Origin of the sequence: Methylovulum psychrotolerans (genome assembly GCF_002923755.1) — a bacterium.
GTDB lineage: Bacteria > Pseudomonadota > Gammaproteobacteria > Methylococcales > Methylomonadaceae > Methylovulum > Methylovulum psychrotolerans.
Genome location: NZ_PGFZ01000051.1, coordinates 1 through 2,870 on the forward strand (window position 1 = coordinate 1; position 2,870 = coordinate 2,870).

4 protein-coding genes are annotated in these 2,870 nt (G+C 43.8%); 3 read left to right on the forward strand and 1 reads right to left on the reverse strand.

Annotation, left to right across the window (positions count from 1 at the left end; translation table 11 throughout):
* Nucleotides 1-122 precede the first annotated feature (122 nt).
* A complete protein-coding gene (locus AADEFJLK_RS23370; protein WP_103976005.1) occupies nt 123-467 on the reverse strand; it encodes a type II toxin-antitoxin system RelE/ParE family toxin in 345 nt (114 codons plus the stop codon).
* A 271-nt stretch (nt 468-738) separates the two neighbouring features.
* Between AADEFJLK_RS23370 and AADEFJLK_RS23375 the strand changes: the two genes are divergently transcribed.
* The 3 genes from AADEFJLK_RS23375 to trfA all read left to right on the forward strand — a co-directional run bounded on the left by AADEFJLK_RS23375 (nt 739) and on the right by trfA (nt 2,791).
* On the forward strand, nt 739-1,398 hold the full coding sequence (locus tag AADEFJLK_RS23375) for a ParA family protein (RefSeq protein ID WP_103976006.1): 660 nt from the start codon (nt 739-741) through the stop codon (nt 1,396-1,398).
* 16 nt (nt 1,399-1,414) lie between these two features.
* Nucleotides 1,415-1,669 carry a hypothetical protein gene (locus tag AADEFJLK_RS23380; protein ID WP_103976007.1) on the forward strand — a complete coding sequence of 85 codons (255 nt, stop codon included), beginning with the start codon at nt 1,415-1,417 and terminating at the stop codon, nt 1,667-1,669.
* An 84-nt stretch (nt 1,670-1,753) separates the two neighbouring features.
* Nucleotides 1,754-2,791, forward strand: a complete 1,038-nt coding sequence (trfA, locus tag AADEFJLK_RS23385; RefSeq protein WP_103976008.1) for a plasmid replication initiator TrfA — start codon at nt 1,754-1,756, stop codon at nt 2,789-2,791.
* Nucleotides 2,792-2,870: the final 79 nt, after the last annotated feature.

Consider the following 2,870-nt stretch of genomic DNA (forward strand, 5'->3'; position numbering starts at 1 on the left):
AAGAAGCCATCAGGGAAGCGGTGTCGCCGCTCTCGGCATATTCATCAAAGAGGACAGTAATGTAATCGTCCATCTCGTCAGGATGATTGCGGAGGTATTCTTCTTCAACCTCACCAATCGTTCTATATCTGCTCATGGCTTAGATACTCCTTCCAATAGGCCTTGGCCTGTTCAATGTCTTGGTTTTGGCTACCCTTGTCGCCGCCACACAGCAGGACGACGATATGGTTATCCCGTTCCCCGAAATAAACCCTGTAGCCGGAACCGAAAAATAGCCGCAGTTCGCTGACTCCTTCCCCAACTGGCTCACAATCCCCATAGTTGCCCTGTTGCAGGCGGGAAACGCGGGCAAGGATACGTTTCCGCCCCATGACATCCCGCAAGCCATAAAGCCATTCGGTAAAAGGCTCTTTCCCGTTATCCCTGGCATAAACAACCACCTGCTTTGGCTTTGCTGCATCTGTCACGGACTTATTCCCTTCAATTTATATCACTGCGTACTACAGTATGCAATAGCCTTGAATGCAAGCCGTTTTCCCCCAAAAAGTTATGGAAAGCATGTGAGCTAATCCTTGTTGAATAGCTAACGAGTGACCAGGACCAAAAGGATATCGACAATACACTGTAAAAGATTTGTTTCGATGTTTAAGCATTTGTGCTATATAGATATTTTGTTAAATAAAAAACTTGCTTTAGTGCTATACTTAAAGCAAGAAAGCACGAAAAGAAGAAAATACTATGCAAACAATCGTTCTAGCCAGTCAAAAAGGGGGCGCAGGAAAAACCACCCTTACAGCCCATCTTGCTATCGCCGCCGAAAAAGCCGGTGATAGCCCCTGTGTCCTAATTGATACTGATCCGCAAGCCTCGCTTGCTGCTTGGTGGAACGGACGCAAAGAAGATACTCCGGCATTTGCCCCTGCAACCCTTAAAGAGCTTTCTTCTATATTGAAATCTTTGGAAGCGGCTGGTTACGCTTACGCATTTATTGATACCCCTCCAGCCATTACGGAATCAATTCGTGCTGTCGTCAAACTGGCCGATTTTGTTCTCATCCCAACTCGCCCTAGTCCACACGACTTACGGGCTATTGGACGCACAGTTGAGCTTGCCAACGAAACTAGCCGCCCATTTGGTTTCGTAGTCACGCAAGCTAAACCAAATAGTCGCCTTACGGTTCAGGCGATGGCCGTACTTTCGACACACGGTGTTGTTGCCCCATCAATTATCCATGACCGCGTTGATTTCGCCGGTTCAATGATTGACGGGCGTTCAGTTCTTGAAATTGATCCAAGAGGGCGCAGTGCCGCCGAAATTGTAGAATTATGGAGTTTCGTTAAAGAACGAATAGCAGAAAACCATAAAAAAAGAAAACAAGATAAACCTAAAACAAGATAAAACAAAGGAAAGAAAAATGGTTAAAAAGAAAACTGCTGATTTATCAGCTTCCCTTGTGGCAGTTAAAGGTACGGCAACTGCTGCAAGCGATGCAATAGGACGGCATCCAGAGACACCTTCATCCGTCCCATCAACTTCCCCTCTTAATTTCAAAGTGGATTCAAATTTCCGCCGCCGCTTTCGGCAAAGAGCCGCTGAAGCAGACCTAAAGCTGATAGAGCTTTTACGCGAAGCCCTTGACTCTTGGGAAGAAAAAAGAGGAATTAAGTAACTCAACAGCCCGCTTTTACTTCATTTCAGGTAATTTCGCCCGACCGTAAGGATTCGGGCTATAGTTAAGGAGGAGAACTAAAAAATGAACGATGAAAAAAATCCTTTATCTGGCAGTGAACGTGAGGATTTCGACAAAGCCCGTGAAGCGGTACTCCCCTTGTTCCGCGAATCCATCCGAGAACACGCCCAAAACCTATCCCCAAGCCTTCAAGATTCCCTAGCTTCAATTGGGGCATCAATGCTGGCAAGACAAGCACTCAAACAACAAACAGAACCTCCAAAAGAAGAAAAAGATCCAGAAAATAATGAAAATTTACAACTAAGTTTCTGGGGAGAAGAATATAGAGCCGCACCTAATGCCGTTTTTCGTTCCTCACTATTTCCCGTATTAAGCACACACCAAAAAGAAAACCGTCGCTTTCTTAACAAAGAAGACATCTTCTGTGTATCTGGATTAAAAATAGTTTTTACTGGTCAGCAATTTGACCAATCAGATCTTGATGTATATTTAGAGCTTCTAAAAATAGCTCAACCTTTTCCCTTAGGGACACCTATCAAGTTTTCCGCCTATTACCTACTGAAATCTCTAGGTTTACCGACAGGAGGAAGCAACCATACCCGTTTACATGATGTTCTGGTACGTTTACGCGGAGGTACAGTCGATATAACTGATCACGGTAAAAAATATTTTGGTGGCTTAATAGAAGGTGGTTTTCGGGATGAAGCGACTATGAATTACGAGCTAATCATCAACCCAAAATTCGCGGCCTTATTCGATTTTGGAATGTTTTCAAAATTAAGCCTAGAGATACGTCAATCTCTAGGGCGAAATCCTACTGCCAAATCTCTACATGCCTATTATTCAAGCCATACAAATCCAACAGCCCATAAAATAGAAACTCTCGCTAACATCACGGGTATTAGCGGAAAGAACAAAAAAACAACCATCATAAAAGCCCACAAGGTAATGAAAGACGCACAATTTTTAAGGGATTATGAAGTACAAGAAGACAGCATAAAAGCCGATATTAACCATTCTCCAAGCCAAAAACGCTCGATTATCAAAAAAGAAACGATCAAAAAAGCAAAGAAAACTGATTGCAAAACCGAACAAAAATAAACACGGCTTTGCGAGGGAAAACTAACGGCTTTGCGAGGGAAAACTAACGGCTTTGCGAGGGAAAACTAACGGCTTTGCG

Bases quoted from the DNA above. Each gene is read 5' to 3' on its own strand.
- AADEFJLK_RS23375 (WP_103976006.1), top strand. From the start codon at position 739: ATGCAAACAATCGTTCTAGCCAGTCAAAAAGGGGGCGCAGGAAAAACC.
- AADEFJLK_RS23380 (WP_103976007.1), top strand. From the start codon at position 1,415: ATGGTTAAAAAGAAAACTGCTGATTTATCAGCTTCCCTTGTGGCAGTT.
- trfA (WP_103976008.1), top strand. From the start codon at position 1,754: ATGAACGATGAAAAAAATCCTTTATCTGGCAGTGAACGTGAGGATTTC.